Source organism: Halobiforma nitratireducens JCM 10879 (assembly GCF_000337895.1).
Lineage (GTDB): Archaea > Halobacteriota > Halobacteria > Halobacteriales > Natrialbaceae > Natronobacterium > Natronobacterium nitratireducens.
In genome coordinates this window covers 43,534-68,618 of sequence record NZ_AOMA01000078.1, presented here as the reverse complement: position 1 = coordinate 68,618, position 25,085 = coordinate 43,534, and the positions used below count along the sequence as shown (strand labels likewise).

Below are 25,085 nucleotides of genomic sequence, written 5' to 3'. Positions count from 1 at the left end.
CATCAGAGATGTGTATAAGAGACAGGACGTACTCGACGATGCACGCCGACTCGGTCCAGACGGTGATCAACCGTCTCGAGAACGAACCGATCAACGTCCCCAGACCGATGGTCCAGAGCCTCGATATCCTCTCGGTGCAGACACTCACCCGCCTCGGCGACGGGCGCGCTCGACGGAACAAGGTAATCGCCGAGATCGAGGGGATCGATCAACGGACCGGGGAACTCGACTACTCGACGGCCTACACCTGGGATAGCGAGACCGACTCCGTTCGCTCGAGCGGCAGCCACGTCCTGAGCGAAATCCGGGACGAGCGCGGCTGGTCCGAGAGCGAACTTCGGACGGAGGTCCGGAACCGCGAACGATTCCTCGAGTATCTGTGGGACAACGGGATCACCGACTACCGCCGGTTTACCGCCCTCGTCAACGAGTACTACGCCGATAGAGACCGCGTCCTCGAGGCGATCGAGGAGGTAACCGATCCCGAGACGAAAGGGAACGCCGAGGGCGAGAGCCGGGCCGGCGATTCCGACGTGGACGCCGAACACGAGCACGAACCCAAATACGAGTCCACGCCCGAGTCGGAGGCTGGGATCGGGAGCGAGGACACCGGAAGCGAAACCGGAACCGGTGCACAGACACAAACCGACGGCGGCGACCGCGGGAACGCCGCGTTCGACACCGAGGACCGCGGCCGACGATGAGTCAATCGGTCGTAAACGTCGCGCCGCTTGCGGTCGTCGCGCTTCTGTGTTCGATCCTCGCGATCACCAGAGTCCACCGCGGCCTCGACCGTCTCCTGACGCGAATCGCGATCCGGCTGTTCGGCGACTACATCGACGAGTTCCGGACCGAGCACCCCAACAGACAATCGGCACTCCGCGCCGCGCAGTTCTCCGTGACCTACCGGGAGTACGGCTCGAAGACGATGCTGTACGCCGCCGTGCTCGCGATCGTCGGCGCGATCGTTGGTATCTACGCTATCTGGGGGCTGTTGCAACTGCTCGCGATCGATCCCGACACGATGCGTGAGGCGCTTCCCGGCGCGCTCGAGTTCCTCGCGAACTTCGGGGGTGTCCCGACTCTATCCGCGGGCGAACTGTTCGCGCTCGTGTTGGTCTCGTCGGTGACGATCGGGACCCTCGCAGGAACCGGAACCTACTGGCTCCGGTGGTGGTACCCCGGCTACGTCGCGGACGAGCGGGCCCGCCGCATCGAGACGGCCCTTCCCTCGACGGTTGCGTTCGTCTATGCCCTCTCGAAGAGCGGCATGGAATTCCCGAAAGTCGTCAGGATCGTCGCCGCCCAGGACGAAACCTACGGCGAGGCCGCCACGGAGTTTCAGGTCGCGGTCCGGAACATGGATACGTTCGGGATGGATCTCATCTCTGCCCTTCAGGAGATGGGACATCGGACTCCGAGCCCACAGTTCCAGGAGTTTACCGAGAACCTCGCCAGCGTCCTCCAAAGCGGTCACAGTCTCTCGGAGTTCCTCGAGCGCCAGTACCACGACTATCAGGAGGAGTCGGAGTCCCAACAGGAGTCGACAATCGAACTGCTCGGGACGCTGGCGGAAGCGTACGTGACCGTGCTGGTGGCAGGACCGCTCTTTCTGATTACGATACTCGTGGTTATCGGGATCGCCGTCGGTGACACGATCGGCCCGCTCCAGGCGCTCATATACCTGATCCTTCCGTTCGCCAACCTCGGATTCATCGTCTATCTAAGCGTGGTGACGAACTCGATCACGCCCGGTTCGACGGTCGCCGAGGACGACGGTACTGCGGGCCAAGGGACGGGCGCTCCGTTCTCGGACGCGTCGCGACCCGAAACCGCTGCCATGCCACGAGCAGACGGCGGCGATACGATCTCACCCAACGTCGAACGACTCCGGTACTACCGACGGATCGATCGACTCCGCGGGTACCTGTCCCGTCCGATCGAGACGCTGCTCGAGCGGCCGAACCTCGCGCTCGCGATTACGGTGCCGATCGCGCTCCTCGTGGTTCTCCAGCAACTGCCCGCGGCCTTCGCCGGGAGCGAGTTCGATCCGACGGTGGTCGACGATACGATTGCGGTCGCTGCGTTTCTGGTGCTCTCGACGTTTGCGGTCTGTTACGAACTCCACCGTCGCCGGGTCGACGCGATCGAAGCTGCCGTCCCCGATCTGCTTGATCGGCTCGCCAGCGTCAACGAGGCCGGCATGTCGGTCGTCGCCGGCTTCGACAAGGTTCGGGACTCCGAACTCGGGCCGCTCGGGACGGAACTCGACCGGGTCTGGGCCGACGTCCAGTGGGGGTCGGACCTCCAGACTGCGCTTCGGCGGTTCGAGCGCCGAGTCAGGACGCGGGCGACCTCCCGGGTCGTGACGCTGTTGACCGAGGCGATGAACGCCAGTGGCAACCTGTCGACGGTGCTCCGGATCGCGGCCCGCCAGGCCGCCACGGACCGTCGGCTCAAGCGGGAGCGAAAGCAGGCGATGATGGAGTACACCATCGTCGTCTACGTCTCGTTTTTCGTCTTCCTGTTTATCATCGCCGTACTGGGTGCGTACCTGATTCCCAACCTGCCGACCGAGGGGGTCGACCCGGCGGGTGGGGCCGGCCCGGACGTCGACGGGCTCGGCGGCTTCAACGAGGGGGATGCCGACATCTACAGCACGCTCTTCTATCACGCGACGCTCGTCCAGGGGCTGCTGTCCGGACTGATCGCCGGCCAACTGAGCACCGGCGACGTTCGAGCGGGGGCGAAACACGCTGCCGCCATGATCGCGCTTACGGTGTTGCTGTTTACGGTCATCGCGTGATCGGCACGCGGGCTCACGATGTCCTCGAGTCGGCGGCTTCCGACGCGTACCGCGAGCCCTTTTTGTTCGCAGCGTCGACTCCCGACGATGGCCGATGATCAGCAGGAACCCGACGCGGAATCGACCGGCGAGTCCGGGTCGGACGGCGAATCGGGCCAGCACCCGGATCGAGCCGCCGTCCGTGACACGTACGACCGGATCGCCACACACTTCGCGTCCACTCGAGAGTACGCCTGGCCCGAGGTCGAGGAGTTCGTGGAGACTCACGCTCGTTCCCCCACCCTCCAGGACGGAGCCGAAGACGGAACCGACGAGCGCGAACGCGGGCTCGGTCTCGATCTCGGCTGTGGCAACTGTCGGCATGCCGAACTGCTTGCGGCCGCCGGTCTCGAGCGCGTCGTCGGGCTCGATGTCAGCCGCGGTCTACTCGAGACGGGACGGAAGCGAGCACAGGAGCGGTCGTTTACCGGCGCGCTCGACCTCTGTCAGGGCGACGCCTCACGGCTCCCCCTCGCGGCCGACGGCGTCGATCTCGCGGTCTACGTCGCGACGCTGCATCACCTGCCGACCGCGGACGCGCGCCAAGCGAGCCTCGACGAACTCGCACGCGTGCTCGATCCCGACGGCCGTGCGCTCGTCAGCGCGTGGTCGACGGCCCACGACCGGTTCGACGAGGCCGACGAAACGGACGAGCACGGGTTCGATACGACCGTCGAGTGGACACTCCCCGGCGGCGAACCCGTGGATCGCTTCTATCACATCTACGCGCCCGCGGAGTTCGAACGGGAACTCGAGTGCAGCGACCTCGCTGTTCTCGAGTGGGAAATCTCGAGCGGGAACTGTTACGCGACGGTCGCGGGGTCGGGCTCCGGTCGTTCTCGATCGGATTCGGAGTGAGTGTTTCGTTCGGCCCTGGCGCGTATCCGTTGTGCTCGTATCTCTGTATTTTTCGCTCTACGACATTTCTCGATGTAGTATTCTCTGGTATTGGATAGAATTAAAGTGTATGAAAGGTCCGCAACGATCTGCAACTCCCGTTAATCGCTTCCGGCTTTTAACATCCACTCTCCCCCAGAGCCGGATGCGCCATGACGCGTACTACTCGACGCTCGATGCTGAAGATTGCAGGCGCATCGCTTGCCGCAGCTAGCGTTCCCGCGACGGCGTCCGCCGCCGAAGACGAGTACCCCTGGTCCGTCGCCGAGACGCCGATCGACAGTACCCTCCACGACGTTGCCCACACCGCAACCAACGCACACGCGGTCGCCGCGGGCGGACTCGTGATCGAACGCGCCGCCGAAGGGTGGGAGGTCGTCCTCCAGGGTGGCTCCACCGGCAACGGGAACGATCTCTTCGGTGCGGACGTAACCGACGACGGGGAACGCCTCTGGATCGTCGGTGCGAGCGGCGCGATCGGCGAGTACGACGTAACCACCGGCAACCTCGTCGACCGCTCCGCGCCAAACGACTTCACCGCGAACTTCAACGACATCGCGGTTACCGGCCCCGCTGGCGAAGCCGACGTCTACGTCGCCGACGACTCCGGCTCGATCCACTACAGCTTCGACAACGGTGAAGAGGGTACCTGGGAGTACGAGGTCCCCGGGAGCGGGTCCGGCCTCCCCGCGATCGATTTCCACGGCGACCGGTCCGGCCACGCGATCGACACGAACGGACGCGTGTTCGCCACCGACGACGGCGTCACCTGGAACCCGATCGGCATCGAAGACGCCGACGTAACGTTCTACGGCCTCGACAGCGACGCCGAAGACGACGTCACCGTCAGCGGGGGTAACGCATCCGTCTTCACGTACGACGGCAGCCAGTGGCTCCCCGAGAGTCTCGGCGACGCCGACCTCCGTGACCTCGAAACCGACGGCAACGACGGCGTAGCCGTCGGCAGCGGCGGTGCGATCTTCGAACTCGAGGACGGCGACTGGAGCCGGACTCCGACGCCCATCGGCGAGAACCTGCAGGCGATCGCGACGGGTCCGGTCGACCTGGCCGTCGGCTCCGGTGGGGCTGTCCTCGAGCGCTGATCATTGGCGGATACACGATTTTACGAATTAGTCGAAGAGCCTCGAGAAGAGGACGCCTGACACGGCGTGTCCTTCTCGTGACGACGGTTCGTTGGTTCCGGCAATGCGGCAATGGCTCACGCAAGTGCGCGAAGTACCGCGCGATTCGTACCCAAACCGCCCGACGGAAAAAGCAAGAGCCTTAATGGTGGAGCGAAAACCGGGAACTGCGCGCGGATGGTCTAGTGGTAGGACCTGAGCCTTCCAAGCTCATGGCCCGGGTTCAAATCCCGGTCCGCGCACTCCTGTCGCGAACAAATTCGTCAGCGACAGGAATCGTCAGGGGATTCGAAGCATGCGAGTCGTGGTTCGAAACGCCTGTGACGTTTCGTCATCACGAGAGAGCGTTGCTCTCTCGAACGACAGCGTCCGAACGGAGTGAAGACGACCGTCTCGCAGTCGGGAGTAAGCCCGGTCCGTACAGTTCTACCGTGAGCAAACTCGAGAGCAGCATTGACATCCTCCCCGCCCTGAACAGTAGATGCCGAACCTAATTTGCGGCGTTGCTGGTAGGGTGGCTATAGTCGAGACGACCGAAGCAAAACAAGTCTGTCGCGCAGCTTCTACCGTCGTGTATCCAGCGCTCAATTTCGACATCAAACCCTGTGGGCGCTATACGAGAGAGGACTTTCTCGAAGTCCTCTCTCGTGTCGCCTTTGAGCAAGAGTTCGCCAATACAGCTGGGAAAACCTGCCAACTCGATTACGGCGAGCCCGTCGACGTGACGTCGACGGCTCGCAACGGACTCGCAAAATCACTCCTCTACCACCTCCGAAACTTGGAGGCGGACGCCATCGACGACCAGTTCGATGGCGTCCGCGGCAATCTCTTCGAGATTCTCCGGAAACAACGACTCTTGCCCGATTGTGTCGATGTTGCGATAGACCTCCACCAGTGGCGGTTTTACGGCAACGCAGACACTGATCACGTCCTGATTACCTATCCCGATCAGGGAACCAATCGAACGTACTGTTTTGCGACGATCTGTATCGTTGCACCAGGAACGCGGTTTACACTCGATGTCCTGGCACTGGAGGCGAACGGCTTTCGCGCCAAGCGCGAAGCCGTTCGCTCACTGCTTGAAACGGCACGAGAGTACGTCTCGGTCAGACACGTCTACCTCGACAGAGGGTTCTACCAAGTTCACGTCGTTGCGGAGTTAGAACAGCACGACATCGACTACATCGTCCGTGCACGTCCAAGTAAAGGGATGAAAGCCCGTCTCAGCGCCGGCGCTGAGACGGTCGTCGATGAATATCTCATGCAACGGAAACGTAAGCCAACCGCCTCAGTTGGCGTAACTGTGTTTGCTGTGCCACATCGATCGACCGAGGACGAGCACGTCTGGTTCGTTACGAATCTCGACCTTGAGCCTGAGGCGGCGAGAGCGTACGCGGCGGCGTTCCGCCGCCGCTGGGGTATCGAAACCTCCTATCGCCAGATCGGAGACTTTCTTCCGAGAACGTCGTCGCCGACGTTCTCGGTGCGGCTGTTCTACTTCCTGTTCGCAGTTTCGATGTACAATCTGTGGATACTCGCAAATGTGCTTGTCTCAGCTGGTGCTATACCGGAGAAACCGCCAATCTCGACACGTGTCTTCAGGGAATTCGTTGTTGTGACCGATTACGGATAGGGGGTGATCAGTCCGACCGAGATGATCGGTCAGAACGCCATAACCGAGTGGCAACGCTCAGAAACGCCGCCGACAGCGGCGTTTCTTCGCTCCCTTCCTCGCTGTGTCGCATAGATCGTTGGAGCGCTGCAATCCAAATCGGTTGATCGACCATTTTCGTTCGGCTGTCCGCGCTGAATCGGCATCTACTGTGAACGGCGGGGCTTTCTCCTTGCACTTCGGTAATCGGTGGATTCGAACGCCGGAAAGAGCCAGCGCGTTCGCCGCCGAAGACCCACCACCCGGCACGGTCGGGCTCGACTGCCCCACCGAGCCGATATCCTGAACTGTCCGCTGGCGGTGGGTTCGGACGATGAGTGACGACCTCGAGGCCTTGCTCGAGTGGATCGAACTGAAAGACGAACGCCGGACGGGCTGGGAGTTACGGAACGTCGACGCGCCGGAGTCGGTAGCGGCACACACGTGGGGAACGGCGACGCTGTGTCTGCTGTACGCCGATGAAGTAGGGGTCGACATCGACCGCGACAGAGCGGTGGCGATGGCCCTCGTTCACGACCTCGGGGAGGCCCGAACCGGAGATGTCGCGACCCGTGCGGACGCCGGCCAGCAACGGGTTTCCCCGGCGGAGAAGGAAGCAGCCGAACGGGACGCCGTAACGGACCTCACGGAGCCGTTCGAGGACCGGTCGGTCCCGCTGTGCTCGCTGTGGGAGGAGTACGAGGACCGAGAGACGGCGACCGCGCGGTTCGTAAAGGACATGGACCTGATCGACAACTGTCTGCAGGCCCTGAAATACGAGCGGACGGCTCGGTACGAGGAACGCGACTCGAACGAACACTTCGACGAGTTCGACGGACTGGACGAGTTCTTCGCGACCGCTGTGGGGCGTTTGCGGACGGACATCGGGAAAAGCCTGTTCGAGCGGATCAAGACGCAGTACGAAGACGAGATCGGACGATCGTGCCAGTTGTCGGGCGGCGAGTCAGCCTGAGTTCTCTTCCGAGTACGCGAGTTCCGCGGGCGACTCCGGGTGTTCGTTCTCGCTTTGGTTCCCGTCCCCGTAGCCAGCTTCGTCTCCGTCTACGACCCGAAACCCGTCCCCGCGAGCGCTGTGTTCCCGCTGTGGGTACGGAATCCCAACCCCCTCACGATCGTAGGCCGTTTTGAGTTCGTGGATCACCGACCGCATCGTCGTCCACTTCTTGTGAGCGTTGGGTTGCTTGATCCAGAACCGACACTCGAGGGTGATCGACGAGTCCCCGAACTCGGTCGGGATCACCTGTGGCTTCGGTGCCGGCGCGACATCGTCGACGCTCTCGATCGCGTCGACGGCGACCTCCTCGGCGTGCTCGAGGTCTGTCTCGTAGTCGACGCCGACCTCGAGCCGGAGCCGGAGTCGGTTGCGCTTGCTTCGGTTGATGATGGTACTCGAGGAGACGCGATCGTTCGGGAGGACGACGATCTCACCGTCGAAACTGCGCAGACGGGTGTTGATGATCGTGATGTCGATGACCATCCCCTCGTGGTCGTCGATTCGGACCCAGTCCCCGATCTCGAACGGCCGTGAGAACATCAAGACGAAGCCGGCGATGAGCGATCCGAGCGTCTGTCTCGCGGCCATACCGAGTACGATACCCAGGAAGCCCGCCCCGACGAGCAGCCCGCGGAGTTCGACGTCCCACAGAGTCAGGGCGGCGAGTCCGACCGCGATGAAGATCGTCACCTGGAGCACGCGGAAGACGACGCCTTCCTGATGAGCAGTGACGTAGTCGGCGTCGACGAGCCAGTCGTCGAGTCGTTGCTCGAGGTGGCGTGTTCCGACGACGGCACCGGCCAGGAGAGCGATCGTCAACACGACACGCAGGAAGTGGGGAAAGACGGTGGCGAAGCCGGAGACGAGCAGTGCCGCCTGTTCGACGTACCCCCAGACGACGAGCAGTGCGAGGCCGGTTACCGTGAGCACGACGGCCTGCAACGTCCGGACGACTGCCCGCATCGGGAACGGGACCTCGAGGAGATCGTCGACCGTCTCGAAGATGCTTCCGGCGTCGCTTTCCCGGAGCTGTCGGGCGACTAACACGACGGTTCGTCGAACGAGGATGGGGGCGACGACGAACCCGACGACCACTGCGGCCACCACCAGTCCGACGCTGACGGCCAGCCGCCCCTCGGTCGTCGTGATCGCCTCGAGAGCCGTTCGCATCGTTTCGACGCGCTCGAACACGGTCTCGGTATCGAGACTGTGCCAAGTTAACCCTGATTGCCAACCGAGCGCTTCGGGACGACGGTACAGGGACGGATGTGTCGACGATATGACCGGCGAGTTCGAGACGGACCGACCGACGGCCCACTACTTGACGACAACGGCGAAGTGGGACGAACGAAGCGGTAGCCGGGTTCTGCTCCGGGACGGAGACGTCTGCCGGGTCGAAAACGACTGCTACTGCCGGACAACTGCATACACCGATCGCACTCGTGATGCCTCGCCTTCCGCGACGGGCGTCGAGACGCGATCGGGAGTGTACTGACTGTTGTCCAGTAGTATGCGGAGTCGGAACAGTCAGCTCAGGAGTCGTCGGCGTCCTCGCCGGCGTCGGACGGCACGTCGTCTTCGTCGCCGTCCTGCTCGATCGTCGTTTCCTCGCGGGGTGCCGTCCACTCGAGTTCGATCTCGAGTTCGAACTCGTCGAGTTCGTCGGATTCTCGCTCGCGCTCCCGCTCGAGTTCGAGTTCGTACTCGACGGCGTCGTCACTGGCTGGTGTAGGGACCGTCACGGAGACGGCCTCGTTCGCGACCGTCAGTTCGTCGCCGTCCTCGAGGGCGTCGGCGAGGTCGCGCAGTCGTCCGACTACGTCCTCGAGGGACTGTTCGAGTTCGGTCTCGAGCAGTTCTTCTTCCGCCGGTCGTTCCTCCGCGTCTTCGTAGTCATCGGACATCACGCGACGGTATCCGCCGAACTATCAAAAATCTACCTCGATTGTCGTGACCAGTGGCACACGCCACAAATCCTCCGGAACTTAGTGGACGCGGTTCGTACGCTAGCCGTGACACTGGAGTACGAGGTACTCGGCTGGCCGCCCGACGGGCCGAAACTCCGGCTCGATCACGAGCGGTTCAGCTACGCCGGCAAGTTCGTGATGACGAACACGGGGAAAGCCGTCGCTCGAGACGGCGACGAAGCTGTCGACGCGGAAGTCGTCGAGACGAGAACCGGGTCGGACCGCGACTGGCTCGAACTCGACGACGTCGTCGCCGCCATCGCGTTCAACGAGGATCGGACCGACGCCGCGACGCTGTGGCTGCGCTACGTTACCGTCGCCCGTGACCGTCGTGGCGAGGGAATCGGCCCGCAGCTGTGCAGTCTGGTTCGCGACCGGGCACTCGAGCGTGGCTACGACCGACTCCGGATCGCCGTCAACAACCCGTTCGCCTACGAGGCACTGTATCGCGCCGGATTCGGCTATACCGGCGAGACGACCGGAATCGCCGAACTGGTGCTCGAGTACCCGCGGCCGACGGACGAGCGTGGGTCGGACACGGAGACGAACGGAGCGGTGGAACGATACCAGAACGGCCTCGCGGAGTTTCGGGATCGTGATCTCTCCGTGGAAGAGGAAGCGTTTCTCGAGTCGCGAGCCGGGAACGAACCGCCGTCCTGTGCGATGTCGATGGATTCGGACGGAAAGAGGGATCGAGACGGGGACCGAGACGAGGACGGAGACGGGGACCGAGACGAGGACGGGAACAGGAACGGCAGTCCGGACCGACCTCGGTCTACATAGCGTCCCCCAACGTTCGCGCACGGAAGGGCCGTCACCGACGCCAGCGATCGTAGGTCGTGGCGACGACGGCCGCGTGTCCCGTGCCTGCCACGGTCACGCTCGCGATCGTGCCGACGGCGAGAGCGACCGTCGGATCGGGAACGGGCGTCGAAACCGCGGAGACGACCGCCGCGAGGAGTCCGAGCGAGAGGACGAGTCCGGCACTCGAGAACGGCCGCGTGCCGGCGTACGCGAGGCTCTCGAACACCGCCCGGTCCGGACGGAGTCCGCCGAGAACGATCGACGCGGGGGCAAGCAGCAGTGCACCACCGACGGCGAGTGCGGCCAGCGTCGCCAGGGCACCAGTCCAGATCCCGCTTCCCCCACTACCGGACCTGAACGGGACGCGCAGGACGTATAGCAGCCCGAAGAGTGCGCCCTGGATGGCCAGAATGTAGCCTGCGAGCCAGCCGAGACGACGCCACGGTGGACGGTAACCAGCCGTCTCCGGCGCTGCCAGCCAGAGGCCGACGCCGAACGCGAGCGCCGTCGCGAGCACGATCCCGATGCTCCAGCCGGCAAGCACGGCGGCGTACTCGAGGCGCAGCCCGAGCAGGATCGTCGGTGCGAGTTCGATCCCCGGCTCGAGACGAGGGACAAACGGGATCGGGACGTAGAACGAGCCGTCGCCGAGCGACGGCATCTTGCTGCCGACTGGATAGGGTGTCTCGATCCTCGCGAGGCTGCTGACAGCGCCGACGATTCCGGCGAATAAGAAAGGGAGAAACAGCTGCGGTCGGTCCCGGATCGCTCCACCAGCCAGCTGGATCGCCAGAACGAAGCCGGGCTTCGAGTCGCCGCCGGTGTCCTCGCTTCGGGTCTCTGTTCTACAATCCGATCCGGAATCGGTGGCTGCGAGGTCCGACACGGTTGACAGTTACTCACCCCCCTCTTCCGTTCCCCCTCGCTCGCCCTCGAGGTCGAGTCCGTACACGGCGAGTGTCGTTCCGATGACGACGCGGTCCCCGACGACGACAGGCGGAGTCGTGGCTTCGCGCGGGACTTCGCTTCCACCCGAGGTGCCGACCAGTTCGGTGAACGTCCACAGGTGATCGCCGCTCGTCTTCTCGAGGGCGTGGAGCCCACGGTCACTGGGGACGAGCACGGCGTCGCCGGCGACGGTCGGCGGCTGACGGTGTATACTCGCTATCGACCCGGTGGCCGATTCCGGCCCCGATTCCGTTATCGGACCGTCGTCGAACGTCTCCGTCCATCGGACGTGGCCGTCCTCGAGGGCCAGCGCCGTGACTGCGATCGGATCGGTGCCGCTGCGATCCAGGCTACCAACGTGGTACAGCGCCCGCTCGTCGGCCGCGAACCCGGCGTGACCGCTACCGCTACGGGACAGCGTTCGCTCCCAGCCGCGTTCGCCCGTCGCCGCGTCGATCGAGCGCACGTGGAGGTCCCGATCCTCGGTCTCTGTAACCGCGTACACCGTCCCGTCTCGAGCGAGCAGTCCGTCTCCTGGCTCCGTCGAACGAAGGTCGCTCTCCCGTCCGTCGACGGTCCACTCGAGCGACCCGGTCTCCAGATCGAGTCCGACGAGATACGGGGCCGCGAACAGCCGTCCTTCGACGGCGACGGTCTCGCTCGCCTCGTCGACGACGTGTTCGATCGGCTCGAGTCCGTACTCCCAGTCGTCTGGCACCGCGTGCTCGAGGACGTACTGCCAGCGCGGATTCCCGTCGTCAGCGCGAACGGTGGAGACGGCACCCGTCAGCGCGTTTACGGCGACGAGGTCGCCGCCGATTGGGATCGGCGATGCCGAAATCGTAGCGCCGGTGAACGGGACGTGAGTCCCACGCCATCGGTGCCGGTCCTTTCGCCGTCGGACCACCATCGGAGCAGTTCGCCGCCGAACCCCGACACCTCGTCCGGCCAGCCGTCGGGGTCGGCCGCGTAGCCGGCGATGGCCTCGCCGTAGGGGACGATTAGCGCCCCGTCTCGGTAGAGTTCCGTCGGTGCGACGGCCATCGGACCGGTTCTTCGGCCGAAGGCCCCGTAGGTGTTCGCGAGCCGCCCGTCTCCGGTCTCGAGGTCCAGAACGAACAGCCCGTTCGCGTACTGGCAGTAGACGGTGCCGTCGGCGACGACGGGCGGCCGCCAGCCGGAGGCTCCGACCTGCCGCTCCCAGGCGACCTCGGGTGCGTTTCAGGGAACGTCGGCGTCCGGAACGTGGCGGGTACGGCCCGGGTCGCGTCCGTACATCTTCCAGCCGTTACCGTCACCGGAGCCGCCCGCTGTCGTGCTGGCACCACCGAGACAGCCAGCAGTGAGGAGAGCGCCGAGTCCGGCGACTACCGCCCGACGAGTCGGGTTCGGTGCGGGGACCATTCAGTCCAGTTATCAAAACCAGCTCTCAAATGTCTTGTCGTCTGTCCTGCCTCAACTCGAGGGTGTGTCGGTGCCGATCGAACCCGACCGAACTGGATCGAGTCGGAAGCCGACGTTTCAAATCCCAGTCTCACCAATACCGCGGTAATGGGAAACGCAGCGCTTCGCGATATTGCAGTCATCGAGGAGGTCCCCTTTTCCGAGATCGAAGGAGTAGTCGCCGTCGACGCCCACAACTGGCTCTACCGGTACCTGACGACGACGGTCAAGTGGACCGACAGCGACATCTACACGACCGCCGACGGCACTGAGGTCGCCAATCTCGTCGGCATCGTCCAGGGATTGCCGAAGTTCTTCGAGAACGACGTTACCCCCGTGATGGTCTTCGACGGCGGTCCCTCCGAGTTGAAGGAAGACGAAATCGAATCCCGTCGAGAACAGCGCCGAACCTACGAGGAACAACTCGAGACGGCCCGCGAGGAGGGCGACGAGGTCGCTATCGCCCAACTCGAGTCCCGCACACAGCGGCTGACACCCACCATTCAGGAGACCAGCCGCGAACTGCTCCGGTTGCTGGACGTACCGATCGTCGAAGCGCCGGCGGAGGGTGAAGCTCAGGCTGCACACATGGTCCGGCGCGGCGACGCCGATTACGTCGGCTCCGAGGACTACGACGCCTTGCTGTTCGGTGCGCCCCTGACGCTACGACAGCTGACGAGCAAGGGCGATCCCGAACTGATGGATCTCGAGGCGACCCTCGAGAAACACGACCTGACCCTCGAGCAACTGATCGACGCCGCCATCCTCATCGGGACGGACTTCAACGACGGTGTCTCCGGCATCGGGCCGAAGACGGCGATCAAAGCGATTACCGAACACGGCGACCTCTGGAGCGTCCTCGAGGCCCGCGGGGACAGCGTCGAGTATGGCGACCGCGTTCGACAACTGTTCCGCGATCCGAACGTCACCGACGATTACGAGTTCGACGCGACGCCCGATCCCGACCTCGAGGCGGCCCGCGAGTACGTCACCGACGAGTGGGCCGTCGATCCGGACGAGGTCGCCCGGGGCTTCGAGCGAATCGAGGAGAGCATCACGCAGACGGGGCTGGACCGCTGGACTTGAGGGAAGGGGAGAAAGGTGATGACTGCAAGCTGACAGCACCTCCAGTCCAGCCGCCGACCGACCGCGACACCTACCGCGGTTCGCCGGTCCCTCGAGGGTCGAACTCCTCGCGAACGCGTTCGAGCGCCGTCTTCGTGGCTCCGACCGACGAGAGATAGCCGAGACCGACCGTCGATTTCAACGCCTTGGCCGATTTTCCCGTGACGACGGCGGGGCCGATCTGTGCCACGGCATCGTCGCCGACGCTGACGAGCCACCCCGGCGTATCGAAGGTAAACTCCTCGAGGGGTTCGTCGTCACCATTGCTGTCGCCGTCTTCCACTCTATCGACCAGCCGCGAGACGTTCGCTGCGACGGTCCGTGCCTCCCGAACCGCCGCCTGCGCGCTCGCGGGGACGAACTCCTCCTCGGCGTCGATCACTCGGGCCGCGTCCCCGACGACGAACGTGCGGTCGTCCAGCCGCAGGTCGCTCTCGACCGTCGGTCGCTCCCCACCGAGTACCTCCGGGCCGGCGATACCGCCCGTCCAGACGAATCCGTCGTACGGGACCGCCGTGCCGGATTCCAGGCCGACGCGTTCGCCGTCGGCGTCCCGAACGGTCGCATCCGTACGGACATCGACACCCTGGTTCTCGATGGCCTCCCGGACTGCCCGCTGGAAGGGACGCGGGAAGTTCGGCGCGACGCGCTCGCGTTGCTCGAGGAGCGTGATCGTCGACTGGGATCGCTCTTCCCGGACGAGTTCGGCTACTTCGCCCGCAACCTGCACGCCCGAGAGGCCGGCCCCACCGATCACGAACCGAGGTCGCTCGCGGGTCCGACAGGCTGTCCGAACCCGTTTCCGGATGCGGTTTGCGTGTCGCAACCGCTTGAGCGGGAGAGCGTGCTCGCGGACGCCGTCGAGACCGTAGTAGGCCGTTTGGGCCCCTAAACAGACCGCCGCGACATCGTACTCGAGCCGGCCGCTCGAGAGCGAGACGACGCGACTTTCGCGGTCGATCCCCTCGACGCGGGCGACCCGAACCCTCGCACGATCGAGCACTGCGGGAAGGGAGACGGTGATCGCGTCGGCGAGTTCCGGCCGCCTGATGACCCGGTGGAGTTCGTGCTGGACGAGGTGATCGGGCGTCTCGTCGACCAGGGTCAGCTCCGCGTCGCCGGGCAGTTCGCTCTCGAGCAACCGCGTCAGCGTCAGTCCGGCGTAGCCACCGCCGAGGACGACGACGTGCATACCTCGCGTTGGGACTCTACGACTATATACTGGCAGCCAAACGGTCGGGATCGGCGGGAACTTTACCCCTGCTCCCGAATCGTCGACTATGACCACACACCAGTCCGACGACGCCGTCCGGCACCGCCTCGAACGCGCCCGCGAGACGCTCATAGAGCGGGGAATCGACGCGCTCGTTTGCTTCCCGAGTTCGAACATGCACTATCTCGCCGGGTTCGAGGAGGAACCGATGGAACGGCACCTGTTCCTGTTCGTCACCCCCGACACACAGCTGTTCGTCGCCCCCGAGATGTACGACGATCAGATCGGCGACGAGTCGCCGGTCGACGATATCCGGACCTGGAGCGACGGGGACGACCCGACGGCCCTCCTCGAGTCCGTCGGCAACGACCTCGGGCTCGCCGGCGGCCGACTGCTCGTCGACGACCGCATGTGGGCGCTGTTCACCCAGGACCTACGGGGGACGTTCCCCGAAGCGTCGTTCGGCCTGGCAAGCGAGGTCCTCGAGGATCTGCGGCTCTGCAAGGACGAAGCCGAACTCGAGGCCCTGCGGGAAGCCGCGTCGATCTCCGATACGGTCAGCGAGGAGATCCGTGCGCTGGGTGAGACGGCAGTCGGTATGACTGAAGACGAACTCGCCGCGGAGATCGAAGATCGACTCGCCGACGCCGGCGGCGAGGGGGTCTCCTTCGAGACCGTCGTCGGCTCCGGCCCCAATGGCGCACGACCCCACCACCGCAGCGGCGACCGAACGATCGAGTCCGGTGACCCGGTCGTGCTCGACTTCGGGACTCGCGCAGGTGGGTATCCCGGCGACCAGACCCGCACCGTCGTCTTCGACGGCGAGCCGCCAGCCGAGTTCGACACCGTTCACGACGCCGTCCTCGAGGCTCACAACGCGGCCATCGAGGCCGTCGAACCCGGCGTTCCAGCCGAGGAGATCGACCGCGTCGCTCGCGAGGTCCTCGAGGACCGGGGCTACGGCGAGCAGTTCCTCCACCGAACGGGACACGGCGTCGGGCTCGACGTCCACGAACCGCCGTACATCACCGCGGGAAACGACCGGGAACTCGAGCCCGGCATGGTCTTCAGCGTCGAACCCGGCGTCTACCTCGAGGGGGAGTTCGGGGTCCGGATCGAGGATCTGGTGATCGTGACCGAAGACGGCCACGAGCGGTTGAACGATTCACCACGAACGTGGCAGCCGCTCTGAGGGTATTTCCGAGTCGAAAAACGGTATACGGCCGTTCGCTGGGCCCTCACCCCACCGCTCCGGGTCGATCACCGCCACGTCGTGGGGATCGGGGCCGACCATGATCCGATAGCCGCCGTTGGTGATTCTCGAGAGCACGTGTGTCTGCGCTTCCAGGCCCCGACACGGCAGCGAACAATCCAGAAAGCGATCCAGACACGGTCGTGACTGGGGCGATGGACGTCGGTAGGTTTTTATTTCGTCAACATCAATGTTGGATTGATACTGCTACGCGGGGGAAGCGTGTATGGGTCGGAGTGAATGGCACCACCCTTGCACTCCGGCTCATGCGCACTTTCGTGCGCACCTGTTCGTTACGCAATCTTCCTTGGAAAAGAGTAAGATGGTGACTGGTTGGGGTACAGCCGTCGGTCTCGATTCATACCCTGTCGGCACTCGATCCACACTCGAGAGACGGCCGAGAGACGGCCGAGAGACGGCCGAGGGAAACCGTACTACGGACAAAACGAATCGTGTTGCCGCCCGATCACACAGCATCTCCCCACCATCGGCACCGAACAGGCCTCTCGAGTCTCGCGTTTCCACCCGCGGCTGAAATCAACTATAGACGAGCAGTGGGAAATATTTATGTAGAAGTGAAATGGATTTGAACGAAATGGCGCAATGTTTCACCAACTGGTACCGTCGTTCCGGTACCGCGACTCGAGGGGGTAGCTAATGTACAAGAAGAAAGGGCAGACAGAAGAGTCAGCGGAGGCGGAGACCGACGACTCGACAGCGGAGTCGACCGTGCGTAGTGACAAGCAGTCCGGAAACGATGGTCAGGTGGCAGACGGCCAGTCCCAGGCGATGCAGCCAGCACCCGGCCACCAACCCGGCACACAGCAGCCCGGGGCACACCAGCCCGGAGCCCAACCTGACCCTACAGTACCAGAGCCCGCGACTATCCCCGGCGGCGCTGCACTCTCACAGGCCGACATCAGCGACGACGCCAGTAACGACGACAGTGACGCCAGTGACGACGAACAACACATCCAGCGTGCCTTCGAGGGACTCGAGACAGCCCCAGAAGACGTGCCCGAACAGGTACTCGAGGTCATCGGCAACGGCGGCAGGCCCCTCGAGGACGACCTCCGTCGCTCCCTCGAGGACCGGATGGATGCGGATTTCTCCGACGTGCGTATCCACACCGGCGGAAAAGCCGCCGCAGCCGCAGACGCCATCGACGCCAAGGCGTTCACCTGCGGCACCGACATCGTGTTCAACGCCGGCGAGTACGACCCCGAGTCTCCTGCGGGGCAACACTTGCTCGCCCACGAACTCGCCCACGTCAAACAACAGAACGGCGGCGCGCCCATCTCCATGATGCCCCAGGAAGGGGCGGATTTGGAGATCGATCCAGATCCGCAACTCGAGCGTGAGGCCGACGAGGCCGCAGATCAGGCCTTGTCCGGCGAGGAGCCGTTAGTCGTGAATCGGATGGGGACGGATGTTCACGTCCAGCGAGCGCCTGCCGAGGTTAGTGTCGAGAACAATTACAGAGGGGTCAAGGACCTCGCCGACGAGGTCGAAGAGCTTCGCGAGGAAGTCACCGAAAACAGCCAGACCATCGATCAGACCCAGTCCTCGCTGGACTCTCTCGAGGACGAGGTTCACGCCAACTGGGCGGACAAAACTGCTGGAGCGATGGCGGCAGTCGGGACTGGCACTATGATGGCCGGAACTCGAACGTCGATGGAAGAGGATTTCGCCAACCGATTAGAAGGGAACGAAATCGTGGAGGCGCTTCCCTATCTCGGAGAAGCAATAGCACAGAGTCCAGAGGTTGCGTCCGCGGCTGGGTTGACTGCGGTCCTCTCTGCGGGTTCCTTTGGTCTTACACAGGCAGTCGATGGCGGCCAGAAACTCGAGGGAGGATACAACAAAGCGGCTGGCACAGTCGATGCTGTGCGTGACGGCATCGGCCGAGCGATCGGCTGGGGCAAGGAGAAACTCGGTCGCAGTGATGACGACGAGCAGCGTGCAGAAGGAGAGACCAACGGGAGCCGTTTCGAGGAGGAATAACGGATGGATGCAAAAATTATTGGTGAAGATGAGAACGGATTTGGAGTCGCAGTGACTGATAATAATTCCGTTGACCATACAATCTCAGTCGGTTTTGAGGGGGACATCCAAGGTCACGGACAGGACGGATATCCGGACAACCCTCCGGAACGAACAAATCAAGAGGACGAGAGTATCTCCCAGGCCCGCCGATTCGCCAAGTACCACGTCTACCGTGAGAAGGGCTACGACACGCTGTCGCCGCCGAACAACCCAGACCGAATCGCAGGCGTCCTGTTAGCACTGCTCGAGTTGGAGTGGGAGGCCGTCGAGGAGTACTTTGAAACGCTCCATCGGCAGACTGTGAGTCACGAGCGAGAGGACATTACCGCTCCGCTGGATCTGCCCGAGGGGATCGAACGAAAGGGTCCGATGTACAAGCAAGGGATCTATCTCGAGGAGGACCTTTCGACGATCACTGCGGACTTGGAGGACCCACCAGTCGACGCGATTGACGAGGAGGTGATTGCGGAGTTGACTTCGAGTGACCAAACGACCGAAGAGAACTTCTTCTCGATCGGTCAGGCCCTTCTCGATCAGTCCCCGATCACGGATCTCACTATCGAGGGCGTCTCTGGAGTCCACACCAGCTACACGGATGATTCCGGCTCAGAGCAGGTCATCGAAGGAGACGATCCGTTCGATCGTGAGCCTGATGCCTGTCTCGAATTGATGCCAACCAACTTCGATCTGCCGGGCTTTCGCTTCTATATGGGGCTCAATCTCATCTGCCAGATTCGGGACTGCTACATCGGCATGGGTGTCGAGCCACCGGCTCAGTATCGCGTTCTCGGCCAAGGGAAGTACAAGTACACCGGTAAGTACCACTACTTCGATTGCTATCCGGAGTACCACAATCACGAAGCCGACGTGCCTGGATACGTGCCTCCAGTGCCGCTGTAGGTACTCGACAGCGATCGGCTGGGCGGCCGTCTTTTCTTCGAAGCCTACTACTACGACTGGCCGCTGATGCGAACAACACGGACACGGTAGCTATCGAACACAACGAACTTAGGGCACTGTCTACTCCGACGTGCGTATCCACACCGATGGACAAGCCGCCGCAGCCGCAGACGCCATCGACGCGAAGGCGTTCATCTGTGGCACCGACATCGTGTTCAACGCCGGCGAGTACGACACCGAGTCTCCTGCGGGGCAACACTTGCTCGCCCAAGTCAAACAACAGAACGGCGGCGCGACGAGACAACGATCCGACTCCCGTCGAACGTGACACTCCGAGCACGCTGTAGAGCGTGTCCCTCGTACGGATTGCTGTCCCAATATTCCGGTATCACCGCGACCCGAACCGGTTGTACCGGAGCTGCCGGACAACACCCAGTCTCGTACTGCCGGACAAAACACTGCACACACCGATCGCGTCTCGAGTGAGATCGGGTGTGTACTGGCTGTTGTCCGGTAGTATCAGAAGAGGTGGTCGTCCTCGTCCTCGAGCAGGCGAGCGGGGCCACCTACGTCCCAGATGGTCGTCGAGACGCCGGTGTCGCTGATCTCTTCTTCGACGAACTCGGCGTGTTCCTCGGTCGTATTGACGTAGACGCTCGCGCCGGTGTCCGTCGAGAAGTAGACGGGGATGTCCTCTTCTTCGCGGAGTTCGCGGACACGGTTGAAGACTGCGAGCGTCGCGGGCTGCCAGTAGACCCACCCCTCGGGGCCGGTCATCGTCGTCGCTGCGAGCGACAGCGAGTCGTGCTCGGCGCGTTCGAACACGGCGTCGAAGTCGTCCTCGCGCAGCGAATCACGCATCTTCGCGATCTGCTCGTGAATGTGGGCGTTGCGGGCCTGGAACATGTGACTGTCCTCGGCCTCGTCGTGTGCGTCTTCCGTTTCCTTGTGGTACGGAACGAGTCCGACGATGATCTTGAGGTCCTCGTGGAGATTCGTGGGGATACGTCGGGACCGACAGTCCTCGTCGTTCATCCCGGTATGTAGCTGCGAGAACGCCCCCGTCACCGCGCGGGCAGCCGACGCGGAACCGACGCGAGCGATCGTCGAAATCTCTTCACGCGAGGCGTCGAGTTCGGCCGCCTCGGCCAGGGCCATCGCCGCCGCAGCGAAGCCCGACGACGAGGAGCCAAGCCCCACGTTCGTCGGGAAACTGTTCTCGCTCTCGAGGCGGACGGGGTAGACGGTGTGGGCCGCGTCCGACATCGAACGGGCCTTCTCGACGACGGCCTCGACGCGCTCGTGGGCGCGCCCCTCGAGTTCCTCGCCGTCGACGACGAACGTGTCCTCGTCGTAGTCCATCGAGAACTCGACGGTCGTGCGGGTGTGGCTCGGGGCCGTACAGACGCTGATACTGTCGTGGTACGGAAGTCGCTCGACGTGATCGCGCATCCCGTGATATTTGACCAATCCCTGAATGGGGTGGGCCATCGCGGTAGCTTTCATACCCTCACACGGGTGTGACGGTCGCTTAAAGCTCACGGCATCTCGCTGCGGAGAATAGGCCGAACTCGGCGGCGATCCTCGGCACTCAATAGTGGCCGAGCAACCCTTCCCGCCGTGCCTTCCTGCTTGCAAACACGAAACAGTAGTAGCCGGCCGCAAGATACGCTACGCTGACGACCGTCAGTATCACGAGTTCAGACGCCGGGAACTCCCAGAGCCGAACCCCATCACTCATCGCAACTCGGGTGAGGAAGCTGCCGTGGGCGATCGGTAACAGTGTCAGCCACTCGTAGCTCCAGACGGGCGCGGCGATCAGCGGCACGAACCCGAACTGCACGAGCTGGAACAGGTTCTCGAGGCGCTTGTAGACCAGCGCGAGCCCGGCGAAACAGAAGCCGATGCCGATCACGGACGCGAGTGTCAGCGCCGCCAGCGGGACGACGGTGACGACGTCGAACGTGAGCCACCGTCCGGAAACGAGCATCATCGCGAGGAGCAGCGCCACACCCCACAGGAAACTCAGACAGACGTTGATGCCTGCCTTGACGGCCATGACGGTCCCGAACCCGTAGGGAGACATGTAGAGTCGCTCGAGAGTGCCCCACTGGGCTTCGCGGGTGACGTTCCAGGCCAGCCCGGAGTAGGCGGTGATCGCCAGCGTAAACAGGAAAAAGCCGACGATGATCCCGTCGAGCGTGTCGGTGATCGCGGGGCCGGCGACGGCCTGCCCGCCGAAGAAGACCACCAGGAAGAAGATAAACATCGTCAGGAACCGCGAGAGGGTGTTCAGCGGGTACCGGAGGAGTAACACGACCTGTTTCTGGGCAACGACCCACAGTAGCGGGAAAATCGAGCTATCGGGGATCGAAACCGGCACGCCAGAGTCACGCCGGGTCCCGTCGCTCACCGTCGGTCACCTCGCTCGAGTTCCTCGCCGGCGTCTCGGGCCGGTTCCGCCCCGCCGTCTCTCGCCGGCTCGCCGTCCCGCGACGGACGCGCCGGCGAACTCGAGTCGGCTGGACTCTCGGCCGTGGAACGCTGCCCGTCCTCGGCAGTGAGTTCGAGAAACACGTCCTCGAGATCGGGCGTCACCGACTCGACGTCCCTGAGCGGGAGGTCGTGTTCCCGAAGTACGTCGATTACGTCGTAGAACTCGTCGCCGCCGGTCGCGGTGAACGAGATCGTCGTTCGACGGCGGTCGTCCCGTTCAGCCGTCCACTCCGCGTCGACAGCCGTCTCGAGTCGGGTCCGTGCCGCCGCCGGAAGTACGTCGTCGACCTCGATCCGGTACTCTTGAGAGCGAAACACGTCGAGCAGGGCGTCGACCTCGTCGTCGGCGACGACCCGCCCGTTCTCGAGGACCAACACGTGGTCACAGATGTCTTCGATCACGTCCATATCGTGGCTGCTGACCAGGATCGTGACGTCGTCTCGGTCCGCGAGTCGTCGGATCTCCGCACGCAGCTCCAGGGAGGTCTCGACGTCCAGGCCGAGCGTGGGCTCGTCCATGAACACCACGTCCACGTCGCGGGCCAGCGTCGAGGCCAGCGACACCTTCTGTTTCATCCCGCGGGAGAGCTCGTTGACGACCGTCTCCGCCCGGTCAGCGAGCCCGAACTGCTCGAGCAACGCGTCGTGACGGCCGCCGACGGTCGAGGGGGAGTCACCACCTAGTCCGGCGAAGAACGCGAGGTTCTCCCGGACCGTCAACCGCCAGTAGACGTTCCGTGCGCCCTCGAGCATCGCGCCGACGCGATCGTAGGCCCGCGTCGGCTGGCTGTGTACGTCGATGCCATCGATCTCGACGGTTCCCGCGTCGGGGACGATCAGGCCGAGCATCGACTTGATAGTCGTCGTCTTGCCAGCGCCGTTCGGTCCGAGCAGGCCGACGACGGTGCCGCGTTCGATCTCGAAGGAGACATCGTCGACGGCCGTCACCGCGTTCTCGCCGCTGCCGAACGTCTTTCGCAGTCCGTCGAGGCGGATTGCCGGAGGTCCGGCCTCTCGGCCGGGCCCGTCGGATCGGGTCATCGTCTCGTTCGTTGGATACCCGACGGTCGGATCGTGGTTAGGTGTTGGCATCTGGCAGGCTGCCGTCGGAAGCGAGTCCCGGTCACGCGGTCGGACGAACCCGAACGCTGAAACCACCCGCATCCCACCACACCCCTATGGGAACCCCACGCGAGACGCGGCAGGAACAGGCCGAGGACGTCACCGAGCGCCTCGAGGCGGAGTACCCCGACTCGACGATTTCGCTGCGGTACTCGGACCGACTCGAGTTGCTAATCGCCGTCATCCTCTCGGCACAGTGTACGGACGAGCGAGTGAACAAGGAAACCGAGCACCTGTTCGAGAAGTACGATGGGCCGGAGGAGTACGCAGCGGCCCCGCAGGACGAACTCGCGGAGGATCTGGACTCGATCACCTACTACAACAACAAGGCAGGCTACATCAAGAGCGCCTGTGAAGCGATCGTCGAGGAACACGACGGCGAGGTGCCGGATACGATGGACGAACTGACCGACCTCTCTGGTGTCGGCCGCAAGACGGCGAACGTCGTTCTCCAGCACGGTCACGATGTCGTCGAGGGGATCGTCGTCGACACGCACGTCCAGCGACTCTCCCGACGACTCGGACTCACGGAGGAAAAGCGACCCGAACGCATCGAAGAGGAGTTGATGGAGATCGTTCCCGAGGGGTACTGGCAGCAGTTTACCCACCTCTGTATCGATCACGGCCGCGCGGTCTGTACGGCACGCAATCCGGATTGTAGCGACTGCGTCCTCGCGGATATCTGCCCTTCGGAGAAAGGCGACAGCGACGTCGACCTGGCGTCCGGCGAGGCCTGGTAACGGACTCAATCGAGCGTCGCCAACGTCTCGAGAACGGCCGGCCAGTGATCGTGAGCCGCTCGAGCGTTTCCGGCTCGCGAACCGCCGAAGCGGGCTCTATTCGTCCCCATGACTGGGCTGTATGGCGGAAAGATTCCGTGTCCGGCATCTCCGTACCGAAGGTGTTCGACAGTCGACTGGGGACGTTCCTCGAGTCGATCTGCCGTGACGTTGTGAAGCCGTTCGGTCGGCCACAGTTCATCGTTACCGGCCGAGACCAGTAACACGTCTCCGTCGATCTCTTCGACGGGAATCGTAGCCTCGTCGATGGTGTCGGCACGTGCGGCCTCGAGCGACTGTGTGTAGAACTCTCTCATCGAGACATCGTCTTCGAACGGGCCTCTATCGTACGGCACGTACGGAACCGGTTCACCGTCGATCGACCACGATGACGTTTCCGGTGGCTCGACGCCGGTGTCGTTGATTCCCTCCCAGACGAGCCCACTACCAACGATCGAGACGACGGGGCCGATTTCGTCACTTCGACTCCCAGCGAGAAGTCCGAGTTCGCCTCCCTTCGACATTCCGATGACACCGACCCGGTCGCTCGATACGCGCTCGTGCTCGAGTAGCCACTGGGCTGCCGTCTCGACGTACTCGAGTGGAATTTCGACGAGGTCGTCGGGAAGGCCGGGTCCGTCGAAGTAGTGCAGTGCAAACGTTGTGAACCCGCGATGGGCCAGTGTGGCAGCGTGTTCAAACAGGGGCTCACCCTCTGACCCGTGGAGGACGAGTATGCCTGGCCCCTCGTCGTCGATAGGCGGTGTAAACACCCCGCCGACCAACTCACTGTGTGCTGGGTCATCGTACGTACTTCGATCGAGGTGAGAGCGCCTCAGTTCGGTCGACCCGTACTCTTCGTCATCTGTTCTAACGCTGTAGGTCACCCGTTCCTCTTCCGGCGGCTGATACTGCCAGAACGACTCCGAAGCGAACTGGATCAGGGCGACAGTGGTCGGGATGTCGAGATCGGTCGGCACGTCCCCGTCCACGACGGATTGGTCGGCGAGATCGATCCGTCCATCGCTGTCGGTCTCGACGGTGACGGTAGCGTCGATCCCGCTGTCGGATTCCATCGCCACCTCCACTGGAGTCTCCTCGGGGAGGCCGTCGATCGTCAACTCGAACGGCTCGTCGGCCCGGACGTCGTCCGGATGGTCGAACGTTACGTCCTCTTCGGGGTCGTCACCGAGACAGCCAGCAACGCCCGTCAGGAGGGTCGCGCCCGTGCTCGCCATGAGTCGTCGTCGGGTACGTGTCGGCCCACTCATTACACGTCTTCGCAGCAACTAATTATGACTGTCAGGATAACGCTTCGGGTTCGAAACGGCGATGGATCGAACCGAGAACCTGCCACGGGCGGACGGCGACGGGATCGGGACTGGCAGCCGTCCGTCGCAAGCCCAACGTCTTTTCGTCGACTCCCGGTAGCCCCGTTCG

At 63.6% G+C, this 25,085-nt stretch carries 21 protein-coding genes, 1 tRNA gene and 1 pseudogene; 13 read left to right on the top strand and 10 right to left on the bottom strand.

The window, feature by feature from the left end; all coding sequences use genetic code 11:
• The first annotated feature begins 700 nt into the window (after positions 1–700).
• The 6 genes from C446_RS07905 (at position 701) to C446_RS07880 (ending at position 7,508) form a co-directional block, all read left to right on the top strand.
• Entirely contained in the window at positions 701–2,806 is a 2,106-nt protein-coding gene (locus tag C446_RS07905; RefSeq protein WP_006672566.1) for a type II secretion system F family protein, read from the top strand.
• Positions 2,807–2,893: 87 nt separating this feature from the next.
• Entirely contained in the window at positions 2,894–3,703 is an 810-nt protein-coding gene (locus C446_RS07900; RefSeq protein ID WP_006672565.1) for a class I SAM-dependent methyltransferase, read from the top strand.
• A gap of 191 nt (positions 3,704–3,894) precedes the next feature.
• Positions 3,895–4,845, top strand: a complete 951-nt coding sequence (locus C446_RS07895) for a beta propeller repeat protein (RefSeq protein ID WP_049920093.1) — start codon at positions 3,895–3,897, stop codon at positions 4,843–4,845.
• Positions 4,846–5,055: 210 nt separating this feature from the next.
• Positions 5,056–5,126: transfer RNA gene (locus C446_RS07890), tRNA-Gly, on the top strand.
• A gap of 278 nt (positions 5,127–5,404) precedes the next feature.
• Positions 5,405–6,517: a transposase gene (locus C446_RS07885; protein WP_049920098.1), complete on the top strand. Its 1,113-nt coding sequence runs from the start codon at positions 5,405–5,407 to the stop codon at positions 6,515–6,517.
• 352 nt (positions 6,518–6,869) lie between these two features.
• Positions 6,870–7,508 (top strand): HD domain-containing protein, encoded by a 639-nt coding sequence (locus tag C446_RS07880; RefSeq protein WP_006672562.1) that lies wholly within the window; start codon positions 6,870–6,872, stop codon positions 7,506–7,508.
• Here the strand turns inward: C446_RS07880 and C446_RS07875 are convergent.
• Together C446_RS07875 and C446_RS07865 are read right to left on the bottom strand one after the other, a co-directional pair.
• Positions 7,500–8,741 (bottom strand): mechanosensitive ion channel family protein, encoded by a 1,242-nt coding sequence (locus tag C446_RS07875; RefSeq protein ID WP_006672561.1) that lies wholly within the window; start codon positions 8,739–8,741, stop codon positions 7,500–7,502. The genes C446_RS07880 and C446_RS07875 overlap by 9 nt on opposite strands.
• Before the next feature lie 341 nt (positions 8,742–9,082).
• Positions 9,083–9,454 carry an amphi-Trp domain-containing protein gene (locus C446_RS07865; RefSeq protein WP_006672559.1) on the bottom strand — a complete coding sequence of 124 codons (372 nt, stop codon included), beginning with the start codon at positions 9,452–9,454 and terminating at the stop codon, positions 9,083–9,085.
• Between the two features lie 114 nt (positions 9,455–9,568).
• On the opposite strand from C446_RS07865, the gene C446_RS07860 reads away from it, so the two are divergent.
• Positions 9,569–10,300: a GNAT family N-acetyltransferase gene (locus C446_RS07860; RefSeq protein WP_083861089.1), complete on the top strand. Its 732-nt coding sequence runs from the start codon at positions 9,569–9,571 to the stop codon at positions 10,298–10,300.
• A 31-nt stretch (positions 10,301–10,331) separates the two neighbouring features.
• On the opposite strand, the gene C446_RS07855 is transcribed toward C446_RS07860, so the two are convergent.
• The 3 genes from C446_RS07855 to C446_RS19965 all read right to left on the bottom strand — a co-directional run bounded on the left by C446_RS07855 (position 10,332) and on the right by C446_RS19965 (position 12,673).
• Positions 10,332–11,207 (bottom strand): hypothetical protein, encoded by an 876-nt coding sequence (locus C446_RS07855; protein WP_006672557.1) that lies wholly within the window; start codon positions 11,205–11,207, stop codon positions 10,332–10,334.
• A 9-nt stretch (positions 11,208–11,216) separates the two neighbouring features.
• Entirely contained in the window at positions 11,217–12,179 is a 963-nt protein-coding gene (locus C446_RS07850) for an outer membrane protein assembly factor BamB family protein (protein ID WP_239639478.1), read from the bottom strand.
• Between the two features lie 311 nt (positions 12,180–12,490).
• On the bottom strand, positions 12,491–12,673 hold the full coding sequence (locus C446_RS19965) for a hypothetical protein (RefSeq protein WP_239639477.1): 183 nt from the start codon (positions 12,671–12,673) through the stop codon (positions 12,491–12,493).
• A gap of 147 nt (positions 12,674–12,820) precedes the next feature.
• Between C446_RS19965 and fen the strand changes: the two genes are divergently transcribed.
• Positions 12,821–13,798 (top strand): flap endonuclease-1, encoded by a 978-nt coding sequence (gene fen, locus C446_RS07845; protein WP_006672556.1) that lies wholly within the window; start codon positions 12,821–12,823, stop codon positions 13,796–13,798.
• A gap of 70 nt (positions 13,799–13,868) precedes the next feature.
• Here the strand turns inward: fen and C446_RS07840 are convergent, their stop codons facing one another.
• Positions 13,869–15,029, bottom strand: a complete 1,161-nt coding sequence (locus tag C446_RS07840) for an NAD(P)/FAD-dependent oxidoreductase (protein ID WP_006672555.1) — start codon at positions 15,027–15,029, stop codon at positions 13,869–13,871.
• Positions 15,030–15,117: 88 nt separating this feature from the next.
• On the opposite strand from C446_RS07840, the gene C446_RS07835 reads away from it, so the two are divergent.
• The 4 genes and pseudogenes from C446_RS07835 to C446_RS07820 form a co-directional block, all read left to right on the top strand.
• Complete coding sequence (locus tag C446_RS07835; protein ID WP_006672554.1) at positions 15,118–16,242, top strand: M24 family metallopeptidase; 1,125 nt, start codon at positions 15,118–15,120, stop codon at positions 16,240–16,242.
• 717 nt (positions 16,243–16,959) lie between these two features.
• The gene (locus tag C446_RS19960; RefSeq protein WP_006672553.1) at positions 16,960–18,306 is read left to right on the top strand and encodes an eCIS core domain-containing protein; all 1,347 of its coding nucleotides are present in this window, start codon (positions 16,960–16,962) and stop codon (positions 18,304–18,306) included.
• A 3-nt stretch (positions 18,307–18,309) separates the two neighbouring features.
• Positions 18,310–19,248, top strand: coding sequence for a hypothetical protein (locus C446_RS07825; RefSeq protein WP_006672552.1), 939 nt, complete (start codon positions 18,310–18,312; stop codon positions 19,246–19,248).
• Between the two features lie 121 nt (positions 19,249–19,369).
• Positions 19,370–19,543, top strand: a pseudogene (locus C446_RS07820) (eCIS core domain-containing protein); the annotation flags it as partial.
• A gap of 224 nt (positions 19,544–19,767) precedes the next feature.
• Here the strand turns inward: C446_RS07820 and mvaD are convergent.
• The 3 genes from mvaD to C446_RS07805 form a co-directional block, all read right to left on the bottom strand.
• The gene (gene mvaD / locus C446_RS07815) at positions 19,768–20,754 is read right to left on the bottom strand and encodes a phosphomevalonate decarboxylase MvaD (protein ID WP_006672550.1); all 987 of its coding nucleotides are present in this window, start codon (positions 20,752–20,754) and stop codon (positions 19,768–19,770) included.
• Positions 20,755–20,839: 85 nt separating this feature from the next.
• Positions 20,840–21,661 carry a hypothetical protein gene (locus C446_RS07810; protein ID WP_006672549.1) on the bottom strand — a complete coding sequence of 274 codons (822 nt, stop codon included), beginning with the start codon at positions 21,659–21,661 and terminating at the stop codon, positions 20,840–20,842.
• Positions 21,658–22,836, bottom strand: coding sequence for an ABC transporter ATP-binding protein (locus C446_RS07805; protein ID WP_006672548.1), 1,179 nt, complete (start codon positions 22,834–22,836; stop codon positions 21,658–21,660). The genes C446_RS07810 and C446_RS07805 overlap by 4 nt, the downstream gene beginning before the upstream one ends.
• 86 nt (positions 22,837–22,922) lie before the next feature.
• On the opposite strand from C446_RS07805, the gene nth reads away from it, so the two are divergent.
• Positions 22,923–23,606, top strand: a complete 684-nt coding sequence (gene nth / locus C446_RS07800) for an endonuclease III (protein ID WP_006672547.1) — start codon at positions 22,923–22,925, stop codon at positions 23,604–23,606.
• 5 nt (positions 23,607–23,611) lie between these two features.
• On the opposite strand, the gene C446_RS07795 is transcribed toward nth, so the two are convergent.
• A complete protein-coding gene (locus tag C446_RS07795; RefSeq protein ID WP_083861087.1) occupies positions 23,612–24,916 on the bottom strand; it encodes an acyl-CoA thioester hydrolase/BAAT C-terminal domain-containing protein in 1,305 nt (434 codons plus the stop codon).
• Between the last annotated feature and the right edge of the window lie 169 nt (positions 24,917–25,085).

Bases quoted from the DNA above. Each gene is read 5' to 3' on its own strand.
- C446_RS07905 (WP_006672566.1), top strand. From the start codon at position 701: ATGAGTCAATCGGTCGTAAACGTCGCGCCGCTTGCGGTCGTCGCGCTT.
- C446_RS07900 (WP_006672565.1), top strand. From the start codon at position 2,894: ATGGCCGATGATCAGCAGGAACCCGACGCGGAATCGACCGGCGAGTCC.
- C446_RS07895 (WP_049920093.1), top strand. From the start codon at position 3,895: ATGACGCGTACTACTCGACGCTCGATGCTGAAGATTGCAGGCGCATCG.
- C446_RS07880 (WP_006672562.1), top strand. From the start codon at position 6,870: ATGAGTGACGACCTCGAGGCCTTGCTCGAGTGGATCGAACTGAAAGAC.
- C446_RS07865 (WP_006672559.1), bottom strand. From the start codon at position 9,454: ATGTCCGATGACTACGAAGACGCGGAGGAACGACCGGCGGAAGAAGAA.
- C446_RS07850 (WP_239639478.1), bottom strand. From the start codon at position 12,179: ATGGTGGTCCGACGGCGAAAGGACCGGCACCGATGGCGTGGGACTCAC.
- C446_RS19965 (WP_239639477.1), bottom strand. From the start codon at position 12,673: ATGGTCCCCGCACCGAACCCGACTCGTCGGGCGGTAGTCGCCGGACTC.
- fen (WP_006672556.1), top strand. From the start codon at position 12,821: ATGGGAAACGCAGCGCTTCGCGATATTGCAGTCATCGAGGAGGTCCCC.
- C446_RS07840 (WP_006672555.1), bottom strand. From the start codon at position 15,029: ATGCACGTCGTCGTCCTCGGCGGTGGCTACGCCGGACTGACGCTGACG.
- C446_RS07835 (WP_006672554.1), top strand. From the start codon at position 15,118: ATGACCACACACCAGTCCGACGACGCCGTCCGGCACCGCCTCGAACGC.
- C446_RS19960 (WP_006672553.1), top strand. From the start codon at position 16,960: ATGTACAAGAAGAAAGGGCAGACAGAAGAGTCAGCGGAGGCGGAGACC.
- C446_RS07825 (WP_006672552.1), top strand. From the start codon at position 18,310: ATGGATGCAAAAATTATTGGTGAAGATGAGAACGGATTTGGAGTCGCA.
- mvaD (WP_006672550.1), bottom strand. From the start codon at position 20,754: ATGAAAGCTACCGCGATGGCCCACCCCATTCAGGGATTGGTCAAATAT.
- C446_RS07805 (WP_006672548.1), bottom strand. From the start codon at position 22,836: ATGCCAACACCTAACCACGATCCGACCGTCGGGTATCCAACGAACGAG.
- nth (WP_006672547.1), top strand. From the start codon at position 22,923: ATGGGAACCCCACGCGAGACGCGGCAGGAACAGGCCGAGGACGTCACC.
- C446_RS07795 (WP_083861087.1), bottom strand. From the start codon at position 24,916: ATGAGTGGGCCGACACGTACCCGACGACGACTCATGGCGAGCACGGGC.